Origin of the sequence: Pantoea nemavictus (assembly GCF_037479095.1) — a bacterium.
GTDB classification, from domain to species: domain Bacteria; phylum Pseudomonadota; class Gammaproteobacteria; order Enterobacterales; family Enterobacteriaceae; genus Pantoea; species Pantoea nemavictus.
In genome coordinates this window covers 3,817,381-3,833,687 of sequence record NZ_JBBGZW010000001.1, presented here as the reverse complement: position 1 = coordinate 3,833,687, position 16,307 = coordinate 3,817,381, and the positions used below count along the sequence as shown (strand labels likewise).

General features: G+C 57.5%; 15 protein-coding genes. 6 read left to right on the top strand and 9 right to left on the bottom strand.

Annotated features, from left to right (window positions below; genetic code table 11):
* Positions 1-210 precede the first annotated feature (210 nt).
* Positions 211-774: a class I SAM-dependent methyltransferase gene (locus tag WH298_RS17670; RefSeq protein ID WP_007891578.1), complete on the top strand. Its 564-nt coding sequence runs from the start codon at positions 211-213 to the stop codon at positions 772-774.
* On the opposite strand, the gene WH298_RS17665 is transcribed toward WH298_RS17670, so the two are convergent.
* A complete protein-coding gene (locus tag WH298_RS17665) occupies positions 762-1,487 on the bottom strand; it encodes a glutamine amidotransferase (protein WP_180823447.1) in 726 nt (241 codons plus the stop codon). The two genes, WH298_RS17670 and WH298_RS17665, sit on opposite strands and share 13 nt — an antisense overlap.
* A gap of 190 nt (positions 1,488-1,677) precedes the next feature.
* On the opposite strand from WH298_RS17665, the gene WH298_RS17660 reads away from it, so the two are divergent.
* Both WH298_RS17660 and WH298_RS17655 read left to right on the top strand, forming a co-directional pair.
* Positions 1,678-2,568, top strand: coding sequence for an EamA family transporter (locus WH298_RS17660; RefSeq protein WP_180823446.1), 891 nt, complete (start codon positions 1,678-1,680; stop codon positions 2,566-2,568).
* A gap of 47 nt (positions 2,569-2,615) precedes the next feature.
* Positions 2,616-3,977 carry a CoA transferase gene (locus WH298_RS17655; RefSeq protein WP_180823445.1) on the top strand — a complete coding sequence of 454 codons (1,362 nt, stop codon included), beginning with the start codon at positions 2,616-2,618 and terminating at the stop codon, positions 3,975-3,977.
* Between the two features lie 3 nt (positions 3,978-3,980).
* Here WH298_RS17655 and WH298_RS17650 read toward each other — a convergent pair whose 3' ends face one another.
* Genes WH298_RS17650 through ghrA form a run of 3 tightly spaced genes read right to left on the bottom strand, consistent with a single transcriptional unit; the run spans position 3,981 to position 6,268 of the window.
* Complete coding sequence (locus tag WH298_RS17650) at positions 3,981-4,541, bottom strand: TorD/DmsD family molecular chaperone (protein WP_007891569.1); 561 nt, start codon at positions 4,539-4,541, stop codon at positions 3,981-3,983.
* Positions 4,542-4,567: 26 nt separating this feature from the next.
* Positions 4,568-5,305 carry a phosphatase gene (locus tag WH298_RS17645; protein WP_049851135.1) on the bottom strand — a complete coding sequence of 246 codons (738 nt, stop codon included), beginning with the start codon at positions 5,303-5,305 and terminating at the stop codon, positions 4,568-4,570.
* A gap of 24 nt (positions 5,306-5,329) precedes the next feature.
* Entirely contained in the window at positions 5,330-6,268 is a 939-nt protein-coding gene (gene ghrA, locus WH298_RS17640; protein ID WP_180823444.1) for a glyoxylate/hydroxypyruvate reductase GhrA, read from the bottom strand.
* Positions 6,269-6,475: 207 nt separating this feature from the next.
* Between ghrA and treA the strand changes: the two genes are divergently transcribed.
* Both treA and WH298_RS17630 read left to right on the top strand, forming a co-directional pair.
* Entirely contained in the window at positions 6,476-8,155 is a 1,680-nt protein-coding gene (gene treA, locus WH298_RS17635) for an alpha,alpha-trehalase TreA (protein ID WP_180823443.1), read from the top strand.
* A 261-nt stretch (positions 8,156-8,416) separates the two neighbouring features.
* A complete protein-coding gene (locus WH298_RS17630; RefSeq protein ID WP_007891555.1) occupies positions 8,417-10,516 on the top strand; it encodes a TonB-dependent siderophore receptor in 2,100 nt (699 codons plus the stop codon).
* Between the two features lie 62 nt (positions 10,517-10,578).
* Here the strand turns inward: WH298_RS17630 and WH298_RS17625 are convergent, their stop codons facing one another.
* Entirely contained in the window at positions 10,579-10,827 is a 249-nt protein-coding gene (locus WH298_RS17625; protein ID WP_049851133.1) for a GlsB/YeaQ/YmgE family stress response membrane protein, read from the bottom strand.
* A 185-nt stretch (positions 10,828-11,012) separates the two neighbouring features.
* Here WH298_RS17625 and WH298_RS17620 point away from each other — a divergent pair, with 185 nt between their 5' ends.
* Positions 11,013-11,747: a flagellar brake protein gene (locus WH298_RS17620; RefSeq protein ID WP_007891548.1), complete on the top strand. Its 735-nt coding sequence runs from the start codon at positions 11,013-11,015 to the stop codon at positions 11,745-11,747.
* 103 nt (positions 11,748-11,850) lie between these two features.
* On the opposite strand, the gene WH298_RS17615 is transcribed toward WH298_RS17620, so the two are convergent.
* The 4 genes from WH298_RS17615 to WH298_RS17600 all read right to left on the bottom strand — a co-directional run bounded on the left by WH298_RS17615 (position 11,851) and on the right by WH298_RS17600 (position 16,306).
* On the bottom strand, positions 11,851-13,338 hold the full coding sequence (locus WH298_RS17615) for an FGGY family carbohydrate kinase (protein WP_180823442.1): 1,488 nt from the start codon (positions 13,336-13,338) through the stop codon (positions 11,851-11,853).
* Positions 13,339-13,340: 2 nt separating this feature from the next.
* Complete coding sequence (locus tag WH298_RS17610; protein WP_180823441.1) at positions 13,341-14,285, bottom strand: transketolase family protein; 945 nt, start codon at positions 14,283-14,285, stop codon at positions 13,341-13,343.
* Positions 14,278-15,111 (bottom strand): transketolase, encoded by an 834-nt coding sequence (locus tag WH298_RS17605; protein WP_007891543.1) that lies wholly within the window; start codon positions 15,109-15,111, stop codon positions 14,278-14,280. The genes WH298_RS17610 and WH298_RS17605 overlap by 8 nt, the downstream gene beginning before the upstream one ends.
* Before the next feature lie 88 nt (positions 15,112-15,199).
* Positions 15,200-16,306, bottom strand: a complete 1,107-nt coding sequence (locus WH298_RS17600) for an ABC transporter permease (RefSeq protein WP_007891542.1) — start codon at positions 16,304-16,306, stop codon at positions 15,200-15,202.
* Position 16,307: the final 1 nt, after the last annotated feature.

Here is a 16,307-nt window from a genome sequence, read left to right as displayed (position 1 = left end):
GATTAACAACTATGAAACCTGTTATTAACATTGGGCGATCGGTGCCAGCCTGTCAGATCGCAGAGCGGGAAACTGTGACCGCATCGTGGGAAATTTGGCGTGCGGTCGCTGCTACAGATAATTCCGAGTTTTCCCGCAGATGCAGCAAAAAGCGGAACATGGGCCAAATATGTGGTCAATATGAAGCAGGATACTAACCAGGAGAAACAGATGTTGGCTTCAGCCCTGACGTTAATGCGCGCCAAAGCGAACTTTGTTCAGCAATTTATCCGCAACCCGCGCAAAATGGGCAGCATCACGCCCTCTTCCGCCGCGCTGTGCCGCACCATGTGCGATGCGGTGAATTGGGATAGCAGTATGCGCATCGCCGAACTCGGCGCCGGTGACGGCGTCCTGACGCGTCATCTACTGGCTCGCATGGCGCCGGAAGCACAGCTGGATGTGTTTGAAATCAGCCCGGAACTGGTGAAAAGTCTGCGCGGCTTACCGGACCCGCGCATGCAAGTGCGTGCCTGTTCGGCTGAGTATCTCGCTGGGGAATATGATGTGATTTTTTCTGGCCTGCCGCTGCTGTCCTTACCGCCCGCCACGCGCGATGCGATTCTCAGCGCCGTGCATGATGCGTTGGGTCCACGCGGCGTATTTGTTCAGTTTCAATACACCTCGTTTACCCAACCCAATTTATCGCGTTACTTCACCTGGGAACGCCAGCGGGTGCTGAAAAACATGCCACCCGCGTGGGTCTATCGCTGCACCCGTCATTACGCGCCCTGAGCCTGCACGCGCGGCTGCGGCCGCGTTTGCTGCCAGAAGCTCCGCAACAGTTCACGCGACCAATCTTCCCCCACCAATGGCGTACCCTCATCGCTGACGCCCGCCGGTAAACAAGCCGTCATAATGTCGCGGGTAAATTCCGGATGGAACTGTACCGACAGCGCCTGCGGTGAATAACGCAAAATTTGACAGCCATCCTGCGCCGAACTCGCCAGCACTTGCGCATGCGGCGGCGGCGTTAATACCGATTGACGATGGGACAACCACGCCTGGAACTCGCCCGGTAACGGCCCCAGCCAGGGATCGGTTTTCGCCTGCGCACTGCACGTCAGCGGTTTCAGTCCACGCTCCCAGCCTTGCGGATTATCGCCCACTTTGCCACCCAGCGCGTAAGCCATCAGCTGATGGCCGTAGCACACGCCGAGCAGCGGCAGTTCTGCATCCAGCACGCCGCGAATCCAGGCGGCGGTGCGTTCACTCCAGTCGGCGTGATCGGTCACCATCGCCCAGGAACCGCTGAGAATCGCGCCGCTGACGCGGTCAAACGCCGGTAAATCATCGCCCAGATGCGGACGCACAATCACATAGTCATCGGGCTGCAGCTGCAGCGCATCGATAAACCACTGCGGTTGTTCACCAATTTGTGCCACAACCTGTGGCGGCGGAACGTCGAGTTGAATCAGGGCAAGGGGTAATGCGCGGGTCTGTGTCATGCCGAATACGTTCCTCATTATGGTCGCTTTTCGGACATCCACTTTGACAATAAATCAGCAACATGTCTTATTTTTTTCCTGCATAAGCTAATGCTTCAACGAATTTTTTTTCCTTAGACACGCCCGAAGTCATCGCCTTCATGCCATCATTAGCCGGTATTAATCCTGATTGACGGTGAAGGAAGACATTGTGGCAGCGCGGCATTTTTTTATGGTTCTGATGGTGGTTTCCATCTGGGCGTTCAATAACGTAGCGGTAAAGTGGGGATTGCTGGAACTTCCCCCGCTGTTTCTTACCTGGATGCGCTTTGTGGTGGTGGCGGTTGTGCTGGTGCCCTTCTGTCGCATTACGCGCGCGCAGCTGCCGTGGCTGCTGACGCTGGCGTTCACCTTTGGCTTTATGCACTTCTCGCTGCTGTTTGTCGGCATGCGTTACACCGATGCCGGCACCGGTGCCATTGTGGTGCAGCTCGGCACGCCGATTGCCATGCTGCTGGCGATGGTGATTCTGAAAGAGAAGCTGCGCGTGATACAGCTGATCGGTATCGCGATTTCGTTAAGCGGCGTGGCGGTGCTGTCGGGTAGCCCCACCATTCCGGCCTGGTGGGTGCTGTGCATTCTGCTGTGCAGCGCCTTCGGCTGGGCCATTAGCAATATGATTGTGAAAAAATCGCCGCCGATTAAACCGCTGACGCTCACCGGCTGGATCTCCTTTCTTGCGGTGCCGATTGTCGGCGCAGCCTCCTGGCTCACCGAATCACACCAGTTTTACGCGCTGAGCCACGCGGGCTGGCGCGGCTGGTTTGGTATTCTCTACAGCGCGCTGGCCTCGTCGATTGTGGCCTATACGCTGTGGTACGCGTTGCTGAAGAAGTACAACGTGAATCTGATCATGCCCTACTCGTTGCTGACGCCGGTGCTGGCGGTGTTGATGGGCGTACTGGTGCTCGGCGATAGCATGAACAGCTTTAAGGTTCTCGGCGCTTCGCTGGTGGTATTGGGGACCGCGATTGCCGTGATCAATCTGCGTAACCTGCGCATGCACGCGCGTTTCCCCCGTTTACGCTTGCGTCGCCGTTAAATTGCCTCTGCTATGCTTGAGTCTCGCGCGTTATCCGGAGACTCAACATGGATTCTCAACGTGCTGCCGCACTGTGGCAGCAAATGTGGCAGGGATTACGAGGCGCAGATGCGCTTCCCTCGCTCACCTTCCTCCAACCTGAAACCTTCGCGTCTGCCTTTGCCGTCAGTGAACTGGCGGCCACCAGCATCGGGCTGGCCAGCCAGGCGCTGAGCGACTTACTCGGCCAATCCGCGCCGGTCAGCGTCAACGTCCGTCTTGCCTCACGCTGGTTTCAACACAGCCTGATTCCGCTTAATCGGCCTCCCGCGGCGCTGTGGGACGAATTCGCCGGCGATTACGCCAGCGCCGACGGCTGGATCCGCCTGCACACTAATGCCGCTCATCATCGTGCCGCGATGGAGCAGGTTCTTGGCCAGCATGCCCATCGCGCCTCACTGGCCGACGCGGTCGCACGCTGGCCCGCCGCCGCGCTCGAGCAGGCGGTGATTGAGGCCGGCGGTTGCGCCGCGCAGATGCGCAGCGAAGCACAATGGCGGCAGCATCCGCAAGGCAGCGCGGTGCAACATGAGCCGCTGATTGCACAGCAGGCCTGCGGCGAGGCGCCGACGCCAGGCTGGACGTTATCGCCCGCACGCCCGCTGCTCGGCGTACGCGTGTTGGATCTCACCCGCATCATCGCCGGTCCGGTCGCCACGCGCTTTCTCGCCAGCCTTGGCGCCAATGTGCTGCGCATCGATCCGCCCGACTGGCACGAGCCGACGCTGGAAGAGGAGATCACCTGCGGCAAACGCTGTGCGCGTCTTGATATCAAATCCCGGGCCGGGCGCGAACAGCTGCGCCAGCTGTTGCAACACAGCGATGTGCTGGTACACGGTTATCGTGCCGATGCGCTGGATAAACTGGGACTGGATGCCGATACCCGCCGCAAACTGGCACCCGGCTTAGTGGATGTCAGCCTTAATGCGTGGGGCTGGAGCGGGCCGTGGCGCAACCGGCGCGGATTCGACAGCCTTGTGCAGATGGGCTGCGGCATCGCCGAGCAAGGCATGCGTTGGAGCGGCAGCAACAAACCGACACCGCTGCCGGTGCAGGCGCTCGATCACGCCACCGGCTACCTGATGGCTTCAGCGGTGCTGGAAGGTCTGCGTCAACGGTTAAGCCATGGCGTCGGCTGGCAGGCGCGTTTGTCACTGGCACGTACGGCGCAGCTATTGCAACAGTTCGGTGCCGCGCCAGAAAATGGGCAAAACGGTATTGATGCGCAGCGCGATGATGTGCTGAGCAGCGTGGAGTTCAATCAGTGGGGCATTGCGCAGAGATTGCGTGCCGCGGCTTATCTGCCCGGCACGCCAATGATCTGCGCTACGCCGGGTGTCAAACTCGGCAGCAGCGCAGCCAGCTGGTAACGATTACGCCTCGTCGCCCTGCTCTTCGTTCAGCTCGTCATACATCGCCTGCATGGCTTCACGGCTCAGTGCGGCCAGCGTGCGATAAAACGCCGTGGTAGCGTGCGCTTCCACTTTACCGAGGAACGCGCCGCACCACGGCAGCAAATACTCATCGAACAGTGCCAGCTGTGCGGCGGATTCATCCTCCGCCGACTGATCTTCCAGCCACGATGCCGCGAGCAGCAGCACGCCGAAGTGATCGGCCGGGGCTTCGCTTAGTGGCATGCCGCGGGCGCTGAGAAAGGCGCGCACCTCGGCTTCCTGTGGGCCATTTGGCCACTGCGAAGCGTACGGCGGCACGCTACACTCGCTGCCTACAAACAGCGCGTTGTAATCGGCGGCCAGCGCCTGGGGATCGCTATTCTGCTGCAGACGCGTCAACAGTTCCTCCTGCTCCAGCGGCCACTGCTGTTGCAGTTTGCCTTCGCGCAGCAGCGTGAACAGCGGTACCAGCAGCGGATCCTGCGGCTGGCGATTAAACAGCGAGCCGATGACGCGGCAGAGAATGGAAAACTCATTCATGCAACAGAATTCCTTGAGGCAAAAAGTTAAAAATCAGCAAATTCAGCAATATGTTTGCCGGTGCGCTGTTCGAGGAAATCGAGCAGGCGACGCGGCGTGACATTTAACACGCGATCTTGCGGAAAATCCACTTCGCTGGTGATGCGAATGCAGTGTTCGAAATGCCCCAGCGTAAACGCGGTATGCGAATCGGAACCAAATGCCAGGCGACCACCGGCATCGCGCACGGCTTCAGCAATAGCGCGGCAGTTCGGTTCGCTGCCCGGCCGTGAATGCGTAAAGGAGGAGTTATTGATCTCCAGCGCCACATCGTAGTGCGCCGCAGCTTCGGCAATCGCGCGGATATCTACCGGGAATTTTGGGTTGCCGGGATGAGAGATGATATGCACTAAACCTCCAGCCATGGCGGCAATCATCGCTTCGGTGTGATGCGCTTTATCGCGCGGTGCATACACTGGCTCGTGGAAGCCGGCGACGATCAGATCGAGCGCATCCAGCATCGGGCCGCTGCAATCAATCTCACCATGCTGATTTTTGATGTTGGCTTCAATACCGCGCAGTACGCCGACGCCGTCAATCACGCGCGGCCAGATGCGCATGTTGACGAAGTGCCAATAGTGCGGCGCATCGGCCATATCCGGACCGTGATCGGTAATGGCAAACAGCTTTAAGCCATTCTGTTTCGCCTGCGCCACATAATCATGCAGCGTGCTGTATGCGTGGGTGCTGGCGACAGTGTGCATATGTAAATCAACGGGATACATCTTCATCTCCTGACCAAATGTGAATTAATAACCGCGCTGGCGATCGACCAAACCGCCTGGCTTATCGCCCTGCTGTAGAGCAAGTATGGCATCCGCAATGTAATCCATCGCTTCACCCGGCAACGTGATAGCCGCAGTATGTGGCGTGATTGTGACATGCGGATGAGACCACAATGGATGATCCTGCGGCAGCGGCTCGGTCTGGAACACATCCAGCGCGGCAGCCGCCAGCTGACCGCTATTCAGTGCGGCGAGCAAATCGGCTTCCACCACATGCGCACCGCGCGCCAGGTTAAGGAAGCAGGCACCGCGCGGTAACACGCGCAACAAGTGGCTATCGATTAAGTTCGTGGTCTCCGGTGTGGTGGGCAACAGATCGATCAGCACCTGAGTGCCATCGAGGAAGGCATTCAGCTGATCGCGCCCGTGGAAACTCTGCACGCCGTCAATCTGTTTGGCGGAGCGGCTCCAGCTACGCAACGGAAAACCCCACTGACGCAGGCTTTCCAGCACGCTGCGGCCTAATACGCCCGCGCCTAATACGCCAACGGTGAAGTTGTGCCGATCCCGCCCATCAAGCTCCTGCCACTGCGATTGCTGCTGCAGTTGGCGATAGTCAGCGAAGCGGCGGAACCAGCCCAGCACGCACCAGTTGGCATACTCCTGCATCTGGCGCGCCATACCGGTGTCTTCCAGCCGGAACAGCGGCACCTCGTCAGCCAGCATCTGTGGATTTTCACGAATTTGCTTAAGAATTTCGTCGACGCCCGCGCCCATGGCAAATACACCTTTTAACTGACGGCCTGCCAGCATCTCAACCGGCGGAGAACGCACGATGGCGTAATCGGCCGGGGCCGTGTCGCCCGGCTGCCAGTGACGAACGCGCGCCTCAGGTAAACGCTGACGTAAACCGTCCAGCCAACCGTGCGGTGCCAGCGATGGGTGATACCAGATAATCTCCATACAGCTCTCCTTTTTTTCTTTCAGCCTCAGGCAAATAGCCGTACAGGGCAAGCAAAAACCTTAGCCTTAATGCAATTTCTCAGGTGATTAATTCCGGGCGCTTCACATTTCCACTGTGACAGAAGGCTAAGCGACGCGATAGCGACTAAAGTTGTTCGGGTGGTCAATGCGTTAGCACACCACCTTTTCGGACAAGGAGAAAAACCGATGATAAAAAATGCCGTATTCACGCCCGCGCGTCTGACCTTTTTACTCAGCGCCGCACTGCTGGCCGGTGCCAGCGCCGCGCACGCCGATGACCAAAGCCGCATGCTCAGCAATCAACCGCAGCCACCGGATGTGCGCCTGGGACCGTTGTTCAATGCGGTGCAGCAGGCGAAATTTTATCCGGACCAGAAAACCTTCGCCGATGCGGTGCCAAAATCGAATCCCTCTTCGATTCTCGCCGACTGGCAGATGCAGAAAAGCCAGCGCAACTTCGATCTCAAGCACTTTGTCGACAGCAACTTTACGCTGCCGAAAGAGCAGGACAAATATGTACCGCCATCCGGACAAAGCCTGCGAGAGCACATCAACGGTTTGTGGCCGGTGCTGACGCGCACTGCGCAGAGCGCCAGCCAATATGATTCACTGCTGCCGCTGCCAAAACCTTATGTGGTGCCCGGCGGTCGTTTCCGTGAAGTCTATTATTGGGACAGCTACTTCACCATGCTGGGCCTGGCGGAGAGCGGTCACTGGGATCGCGTACAGGATATGGTGGATAACTTCGCCACCGAACTCGATAAATATGGCCATATTCCTAACGGCAACCGCAGCTACTATCTCAGCCGCTCGCAGCCGCCGTTCTTCAGCTTGATGATTGACCTGCTGGCGACGCACAAAGGCGACGATGTCTATCGTCAATACCTGCCGCAGCTGCAGAAAGAGTACGACTACTGGATGGCGGACAGCGATAAAGTCGCCGCCGGTCAGGCCAGCAAACGGGTGATTAAACTGAGCGACGGCACGCTGCTCAACCGCTACTGGGACGATCGCGACGCACCACGTACCGAATCCTGGCTGGATGATGTCAACACGGCGAACAAAGCGCCGGAGCGCAATAAGCAGCAGGTGTATCGCGATCTGCGTGCGGGCGCGGCGTCAGGCTGGGATTTCAGTTCGCGCTGGTTTACTGATGCCCATAATCTGGCCTCGATCCGCACCACGCAGTTAGCGCCGGTCGATCTCAACAGCCTGCTGTTCCACCTCGAACAGACATTGTCGAAAGCGTCCAAACTGGACAAGCAGGATGACAAGGCCAAAACGTTTGCTGCGGATGCCGAAAAACGTCAGGCAGCGATCAATCGTTATCTGTGGAACGACAAACAAGGCTGGTACGCCGATTACGACTTCCAGAAAAAGCAGGTACATCCTCAGCTTACGGCAGCCACGCTGTTCCCGCTCTATATGCAGGTAGCGAGCGATAAACAAGCAGATCGCACCGCTAAAGCGGTGGAGAAACAGTTGCTGAAACCCGGCGGATTGGTTACCACCACCGTAAACAACGGCCAGCAATGGGATGCGCCAAACGGCTGGGCCCCGCTGCAGTGGGTGGCGGTAGAAGGTCTGGAGCATTACAACCAGCCGAAGCTGGCGCAGCAGATTGGTCAGCGCTTCCTGCAAAACGTGCAGGCAACCTACGACAAGGAGCACAAACTGGTTGAGAAATATGTGGTGGAAGGCGCGCAGCTGGGCGGCGGTGGCGGCGGTGAATATCCGCTGCAGGACGGTTTCGGCTGGACCAATGGCGTGACGCTGAAATTGCTCGACAAATACTGCCCGAAAGACAAAACCTGTAACAGCGCCGGTGATATTCCTGATATGCCTGCGTTGACTTCCGCGAAGTAATCCTATCCCTCATGCCGGGCGAACAGGCCCGGCAACCGCACATTCCGTCGCGGCGTAATTTATTGCGCATCCTCTGGATGGGCATAATTCCGCCATTATTATGCGCGATAAATCGCGCCGCTACGGCTTGTATGCGTCATCTGTGCATTTTCCTCACAACCCTCTTACAACAAATTCACACCTTGAAACACCCGCATTAAAAGATAATAATTCTCAATCTGATATCGATAGCCATTCCCATTAATAACAACAGGAACCCTCATGACCTCGCTGTTTACCCTTAAACGTGGCCGCGTGCTGTGTGCGCTTGCGCTGGCTCTACCCGCTGCGAGCTTTGCGGAAGAGTCGATTGTCGTTACCGCTCAGCCGCAGGAGAGCGCCACTTCACCGACGCAAGGTTATCTCGCCACGCGCAGCAGCGGTGCCAGTAAAACCGATCAACCGCTGATTACCACCCCACAATCCATCTCGGTGGTAACGCGTCAGCAAATGCAAGATCAGGGTGCGCAGGATCTCAATCAGGCACTGGGTTATACGCCGGGCGTGTTTACCAACTTTGGCGGTGCCGCCACGCGTTATGACACCATCGCCCTGCGCGGCTTCCACGGCGGTGATGTCGATAACACCTTCCTTGATGGACTGCGCGTGATGAGTGACGGCGGCAGCTTCAACATTCTGCAGGTGGATAACTGGTTCCTCGATCGCATCGATGTGATTAAAGGCCCCTCTTCTGCGTTGTATGGCCAAACCGTGCCGGGCGGATTGGTGAATATGGTCAGTAAGCGTCCGCAGTTTGCTGAAGAGGGCCATTTCCGCCTGTCTACTGGCACGAATGCCACTAACAGCGCCGCGTTTGATTACACCAACGCCATCAATGATCAGTGGGCATTCCGTGTAACCGGCATCACGCGCAACAGCGATACCCAATACGATCACACCCGTGAAGAGAAGTATGCGATTTCACCGCAGCTGATGTGGCAGCCAAGTGAAGACACCAATTTAGTGCTGCGCGCCTATCTGCAGAAAGATCCGTCTGGCGGCTATCACGGTTCGGTACCCGCAGAAGGCACGCTTTACAGTCATAATGGTCGTAAGTTAAGCGATAGCTTCTACGAAGGCGACAGCGCGCTCGATCAGTTCAAGCGCCACGAACAGATCTACAGCTATGATTTTTCACACCGCTTCAACGATGTGTGGTCAGTGCACTCTACCGGCAGCTACAGTCACTCTAATACCGAGCTCGATCAGGTGTATCAGATTGGCTGGAATGCCACCAATCCAGACTTGCTGAATCGCTACTTCTCCGGCGAGCGTTCATCACTCAACGCCTGGGCCAACGATAACCAGCTGCAGGCCGATTTTGCCACCGGCGCGCTCCAACATCGCGTGACGCTGGGTGCCGAATACCATCGTTATAAAAACGACATCAGCGATTCTAGCGGCGCAGCGAGTGCGCTGAACCCGTGGACCGGTGAAGCCGTCGGCGCGATGCCAGATTTTGCCTGGACAGCGCAAACGCGTCGCTATTATCAGACCGGCCTGTATCTGCAGGATGAGTTGCAGCTCGATCGCTGGCATCTGGATCTCTCGGGCCGCTACGACCGCATCGTGTCAGAAAATGGCAACAGCCGTCGTCAGGACGATCACATCAGCGGCCGTGCTGCGCTGCTGTACGCCTTCGACAATGGCGTATCGCCTTACGTCAGCTGGAGCCAGGCGATTACCCCCGCCTCATTGACCGATCCTGATGGCAATCAGCTGAAACCGACCACCTCCGAGCAGTACGAAGCGGGCGTGAAATATCAGCCGGTCGGCACGCGCGATATGTACACCATCGCCCTATACGATTTAACCCAGGATGATGTCGCCAACCGTAACGTGCAGGACGGTACTTACACGCCATCGGGCAAAGTGCATTCACAGGGTATTGAGCTGGAAGCACGTAATCAGCTTACCTCGCGTTTCAGCACCATCGCGGGTTACACGCTGAATCATCTGCGCTTCAAAGACTCCGTAGACGGCAACGATGGCCATACACCTTACGTGACGCCAAACAGCATGGCATCGTTGTGGGGTCACTATCAGTTTGATTACGGTTTGAGTGCCGGGGCTGGCGTGCGCTATATCGGGAAACAGTGGGCGGATAACGAAAACACCACGCGTTTGCCATCGGTGACGCTGTTCGATGCGTCGGTACGTGCGGATCTTGGCGCGTGGAATTCACAGTTGAAAGGGGCATGGCTGCAGGTCAATGCCAACAACCTGACGGATAAAAAGTATCTGGCGGCCTGTTATGGCACCGGTTACTGCTATCGCGGCGCCGAGCGCACCGTGATGGCAACGGTAGGCTACGACTTTTAAGCAGGTATAAAAAAATCCGCCATCCTGATTGGGATGGCGGATTTCATCAAATCTCTGTGCGGTTAACTTCGAACTTTACGGTAAATCCACAGCACCACAATGGCACCCACTACCGCCACCACAAAGCTGCCAAAGTTGAAACCGTCAACTCTACCGAAACCAAACAGGGTACTGATCCAGCCACCGACAACCGCACCCACCACACCCAGCACTACGGTGATGATAAAGCCGCCGCCATCTTTACCCGGCATAATCCACTTGGCGATAATACCGGCAATCAGACCAAAAATAATCCATGAAAGAATACCCATGTACTGCTCCTTACGTTATTAATCAATGTGTTCACCGCAACAAGTATAGCCGGGATTTTTTGATCTGCATCGCAACTTGCCACAGTAAATCATCGTTAGCAGGCTAAAGCTCAGCGTGAATACGCCGATAACAGTCGAACAGCATTGGCAGTCGTGAAAATAACAATCGGATAATGGAGCAGGACGTGGGAGAAGCCGATAAAGAACAATACCTCAAGCGAGGCACGTTAGCTGTTTTGGGCGTGATGAAAGACCTGTTGCGTTTTCAAACCCCGTTGATGGTGAATTTTTCGCGCGGTCAGTTTATCAGCCGCATGCTGTCAGCCGATGAAGATCAGGTGATCTTTGACCTCGGCAGCAATGCGCTGGATAACGATTTAGCGCTGCAAGGTGGCGAAATCAATATTGCCGCCGAAACACACGGCGCCAAAGTGGAATTTGGCTTAACCGGTTTACAACGTATCGAATTTGAAGGTCTGCCCGCTTTTGCCGCATCGCTACCCGAATTGGTATGGCAAATTCAGCGCCGTGAATTTTTCCGCGTGAATGCGCCGCTGGAGCCGGTGTTTTACTGCCACAGCCAGTGGCCTGATGGCCGTACTGCGCGTTTCCGTCTGCAGGATCTCTCCTTAGGCGGCGTCGGCGTACTGCTGGATGAAGCGCTGCCAGAAGGTCTCAACCGTGGCGATACCTTTAAAAAACTCCGCGTTGATCTCGCAGAATATGGCCATTTTGAAGTGACGGCGCAGCTGCTACACATCGGTGAACGTACCGTGGTGACCAGCAAGAACGATACCCGCGTGACACCACGCCTGAGCTTCCGCTTTACCGCCATCGAACCGATTCAGGAACGCCAGCTACAGCAGGTAATTTTTGCCCTGGAGCGCCTGGCGCGTGATAAGGCGAATCGGTTCCAGTAATCCCGGTACGCATCATTGTGCACAGTTTATCCGTAGGGCCGCCATGTATGGCGAGCGATGTTGCAGGTGCGCATCAATGCGCACCTGACGAAAACCGCACCGGTCAATGCGGCTGATAACGACAACGTGCCACCGCTTCGAGCCAGCCCTGATAATTCTCCTGCATGCTTTTCGCCTGCTCTTCACGCGGCATAATGACGCTGCCCCCCTGCAGCGCCTGCATCTCACTGCCCTGCTGCCACCAGCCTAACGTGCGGCCCGCCAGTAGCGCAGCGCCCAGTGCGGAAACCTCCGGCGTCGGCACGCGCTTCAGTGGCCGCTGCAATACATCCGCCTGCAACTGCATCAACCAGCTGTTTTCCGTGGCGCTGCCATCAACGCACAACGCTGGCAGCCGCACGCCGCTGACTTGTTCCATCGCGAAAAACACGTCCGCGATCTGAAAGGTGATCGATTCCAGCGCCACGCGCGCCAGCACTTCCGGCGTGGCTGCATCGGTCAGCCCGCACACCATGCCGCGCGCTTTCAGATCCCACCAGGGTGCGCCCAGCCCGGAAAGCGCGGGCACAAAATAGATGCCCTGATTGTGCTCACTACGCTGTGCCAGAGCCGTGAGTTCACGCGGGTCCTGGATGCCCAACATGCGGCCAAGCCACGCCGCCCCCGATCCGGTATGGGTGATGTTGCCTTCAAAAGCGTAGCGCAGCGTGCCGTCGTGCCAGGCCACCGTGGTGCTGAGGCCATTTTCGGTCAGCAGCGGCGTCGCCATCGACATCATCAGCGATGACCCGGTGCCATAAGTGGCTTTTACCACCTCTTCGTTGCCGTTACGCTGCGCTTGCAGCGCGGCATGCGAATCACCGATGCGCGCCAGAATCGGTGTGCCCGGCGTTAAACCGGGCATATCCTGACGTGTTACCACGCCATGGGCGCTGGCCGAGGGCACAATCTGCGGTAGCGCTGCGCGTGGAATGTGGAATAACGCCAGCAGCTCATCGTCCCAGTCGCCGCTGTGCAGGTTATAAAGTTGAGTACGCGCCGCATTAGCATGATCGGTGACGAAACTTTCACCCTCACTCAGTTGCCAGCTCAACCAACTGTCCACGGTACCGATACAGAGTTCACCGGCCCGCGCCCGCGCCAGGCCGTTCGGCAAGGCGGCCAGCATGCCGGTGAGTTTGCCGGCTGGAAACATCGGATCCACCGCCAATCCGGTGAGGCCGGTGATACGGGGCGCTTTGCCGGCCACGCGTAAGTCGCGGCAAAAGGCTTCCGATCGGCGATCCTGCCAGCTGACTAACGGCGTCAGCGGCTGGCCGTTGTGCCGCTGCCAGATCAACACCGACTCGCGCTGATTACTGATCGCCACCGCCGCCACTGCCGCGCCCGCGCACTGCGCCAGACACTCTTCGACCGCTCGTTTTACCGCCTGCCAAATCGCCAGCGGATCTTGTTCCGCCAGTCCCGGCTGCGGATGGGCCAGCGTCAGCGGCTGGCTGCTGCGCGCCACCACCGTTCCTGCGCCATCCACCGCAATCGCTTTGGCGTTAGTGGTACCTTCATCAATCGCCAGTATCAACGAACCTGCCATCTTTACGCTCCTGCACAGATACGTACCGCACTCTTCACCACGCTGGCCGCATCGATGCCATGGCGTGCCCGGGTTGAGGCACGATCGCCGGCAATCGCGTATTCGCCATCCGGAATGCCCAATCGCAGCAGGGGAATGCCGCAGCCACCTTCAGCCAACACTTCTGCCACCAGGCTGCCAACCCCGCCGTTGACGTTATGCTCTTCCACGCTAATTACCGCTGGGTAGTGATTTAACAGCTCGCGAAGCCGTTGGGTATCACAAGGTCGAATCGATGGAATGGCGATCACACCCGCCGTAATGCCTTGTTCATGCAGTTGCTCAGCGGCGTGAACCACCTCGTGAACGGTGGAGCCCATCGCCACCAGCACGATGTCATCACCTTCACGTAAAACATCAATCTGGCCGGGACGGAATTGGTAGTCTTCGTTGTGCAGCTGCGGCAGATCTTTGCCGTCGAGGCGGATATACACTGGGCCCACATGCGCCAGCGCGTACTCAATGATCTGGCGACACTCCAGCGGGCAGGATGGCGCATAGATTTCGATGTTGCCGAAGCCGCGCATCACCGCAATGTCGTCGATGCTGTGATGGGTGCTGGCCAGCGGCCCATAGCTGGCACCGGCATTCAGGCCAAACAATTTAACGTTGGTGTTGTTGTAGCAGACGTCGACTTTTACCTGCTCATTAGCACGGGAAACCAGGAACGGCGCGGCATTACAGGTGACGGCGACTTTGCCGCCAATCGCCAGTCCGGCAGCGGTCCCCACTAACGTTTGTTCCGCGATGCCGACGTTAATCAGGCGATCGGGAAACGCGTTGATGAACGGCGCAATTTTGGCGGTTGAGGTGGAGTCGGCCACCACCGGCACTAAATCAACGCCGCGATTCACCGCATCGATAAATGCCTCGACCATTACCGTCGCCAGGTGTTTTGCATTACTCATCTTTCAACTCCTCCAGTGCCAACTCAATCTCTTCGCCTTTCGGCACACGGTGATGCCACTCGGGCTTGCCCTGAATAAAGGAGATGCCGAAGCCTTTTTCGGTGTGCGCCACAATGACCTGCGGTTTGCCGCCGTTCCGTGGCAGCGTTTCAATGGCCTCAACTACGGCAGCCATGTCATTGCCATTACATTCGCTCACCTCCAGACCAAAGGCGCGCCATTTTTCCGGCAGCGGATCGGTGTTCATGATGTCGCGCGTGTGGCCTGCCAGCTGCAGCTTGTTCTTATCGTTGATAATGACCAGGTTATCGAGGCCGTAATGCGCCGCCACCAGCGCGGCTTCCCAGTTACTGCCTTCCGCCAGTTCACCGTCGCCGGTGACGACAAAAATGCGGCGGTCGCTGTTATCTTTTTTCGCCGCCAGCGCAATGCCGACGGCGACCGGTAATCCGTGCCCCAGCGCACCGGTGTTCAGTTCAACCCCCGGCGTTTTCTGTCGTACCGGATGGCCCGGCAGATGTGAATCAGCATGCTGATACGTCGGCAGCCATTCGGTAGGGAAATAGCCCGCTTCCGCTAGCACGCAGTAATAACCGCCGACGGCATGGCCTTTCGACTGGATATAGATGTCGCGTTGCGGATCGTTGGTGCGATCCGGCGCGCAGTTAAGAATGCGGAAATAGAGCGCGGTGAGAATCTCTACCTGGGAGAGATCGGCACCGGTGTGCCCACCAGCCGGGCTCCCAGCGTTAAGCTGGATGATGCGACGGCGCACAGCGCGCGCTTTGGCGGCCAGATCCGCTACCGAATATTTGAAAGGATTCATAGACACCTCTGAATTTTAAAGCATGGATGAATATTTATTCTCGATGAATAAAAAAAGGTGCAGACAATCGGCGCCTGCACCCAACCGATTAACTTTTTGCCGGGCTAGCGCCCTCCTCAATCAGCGCTTTCTGCGCCACCACCGCCGCTTTCTGCTGCATGCGGCTCTGCATCTGATCGATGATCACCGCCACAATAATCACAATGCCTTTGATCACCATCTGCCAGAACTCGCTCACCCCCATCATGATTAATCCGTCGGCGAGGAAACCGATGACGAAAGCGCCAATTAGCGTACCGAGGATGGTGCCGCGTCCACCGGCCAGCGACGTGCCGCCCAGCACCACCGCAGCGATGGCGTTCATTTCGAATGAGGTACCGTTCGCCGGATGGCTGGCCACCAACTGTGAAGAGACCACGATGCCGGCAATTGCCGCGCAGAAACCGGAAATGGCGTATACCCAGATTTTTACCGACTTCACCTTCACGCCCGAGAGTTCCGCCGCGCGTTCGTTATCGCCAATGGCATAAACCTGGCGGCCAAACGGCAGGCGCCGCGCAACGTACGCGATCACCAGCGCCAGCAGCACCATCATCCAGATGGCCCACGGCAAGCCGAGAAAATAGCCGGCGCCGATCTTGTCAAATCCGGTGTTACCGAGCATTTCATTGCCCTGCAAGCCGGGAAAGGTTTCGCCCCCCGAAGTAAGCATCGCGGTGCCGCGCAGGATGTACATGGTGCCGAGCGTGCAGATGAACGGCGCCACGTTATAGCGGGTGATGATCCAGCCATTCGCCGCGCCTATCACTCCGCCAATCAGCAATACAATCGGCACGATCACCCACACGCTGGGGAAGATGGCGATGCCGAACATCGGCAGCACAATGCCTTTGGTGATTAGCCAGCCGGCAATCATGCCGCACAGGCCGAGCGTAGCGCCGATGGAGAGATCGATGCCCGCAGTGATAATGACAAAGGTGATGCCGAGCGCGAGAAAGGCGTTAATGGCGATGTGTTTCACCATGATCACCATGCTGCCGACCGCGAGGAAATCCGGCACGGTAATGGCAAAGAAACCGACAATCAGGAACAGCGCAATAAAGGTACGCAGTTTTAACAGCAGCAGAATCAGGCTTTCGCGTGAGTTAAACGCTTTGCCCGGCGTTGAGAGCGCGAGCGCGCCGTTGTTTTTCATA